The sequence below is a fragment of the Paraburkholderia madseniana genome (assembly GCF_009690905.1).
GTDB classification, from domain to species: domain Bacteria; phylum Pseudomonadota; class Gammaproteobacteria; order Burkholderiales; family Burkholderiaceae; genus Paraburkholderia; species Paraburkholderia madseniana.
Genome location: NZ_VOSW01000292.1, coordinates 1 through 883, shown reverse-complemented (window position 1 = coordinate 883; position 883 = coordinate 1). Strand labels below are relative to the sequence as shown.

Below are 883 nucleotides of genomic sequence, written 5' to 3'. Positions count from 1 at the left end.
AACGGTCCAGCCGGTTTCCGTCAATCCGCACGCGGTCGCCCGGACGGAGATCGCCGGGTGAGGGCACGTCGAAGGAGCGTGACGATCCGTCATTGAGTTGAACAACGATTCGATACGCGCTCGGGGCCGCATTGCTGTACTGCCGGCCAATCTGATTTCCGGCCACCGCGCCGCCGAGCGCACCCACTACGGTCGCCACGTCGCGGCCATGCCCTCCGCCAAACTGGTTGCCGACCACACCACCGACGACCGCGCCGACCACCGTGCCCATTACACTGCCCGGGCTCACCGCATTGGATGTGGCGAGAGGCTGAATTCCCGAAACAACCCCATACTGAAGTCCGTAACCGGAGCTTGCAGGAGGCGCGTTGCCATAGGCGCTTGCGCTATCGACTGGCTGTGGATAGGTTGGCTGCACATACGCCGGCTGGGCATATGCGGGTTGCGCATAGGCAGGCTGCGCCGGACTCGCACCGTACGGCATGTTTGCGCCAGGAACCACGCATCCACTCAGGGGTAAAGCTGCGCAGAGCGCGATGTAAAAGATTGGTTTGGCAAATTGAGTGTTGTACATGATGCTCTCGACATCTTGACGCCGCATGTCAGCGGGCAAAGTTGAAGTTCGGCATGGAGTATAAGGAAGCGTTGCCGAATATTTTCACTGCGCCGCGTAACAGTGTGTAAGTAGTTCCGCCGCCAACGCTCAAGTCAAACGCATCGCCTTGCTGACTTGTGAAGCATCGCCTTGCTGACTTGTGTAGTTTCTCTGCGACGCGTTCCCGGACGCTTCGCTCGACGGGTGAGCGGCGTCGCGGCGTCACGTTGAGTCGACCGCTTGATGTGTGCCGGGCACTAAGCAAACGGGGGTGCCGGAACACAGCCG

Annotated in this window: 1 protein-coding gene; it reads right to left on the bottom strand. The window is 60.7% G+C overall.

The features are described from left to right. On the bottom strand, nt 1-574 hold a 574-nt coding region (locus FSO04_RS45870), incomplete at its 3' end, for a glycine zipper 2TM domain-containing protein (RefSeq protein ID WP_154568021.1). Nucleotides 575-883 lie beyond the last annotated feature (309 nt).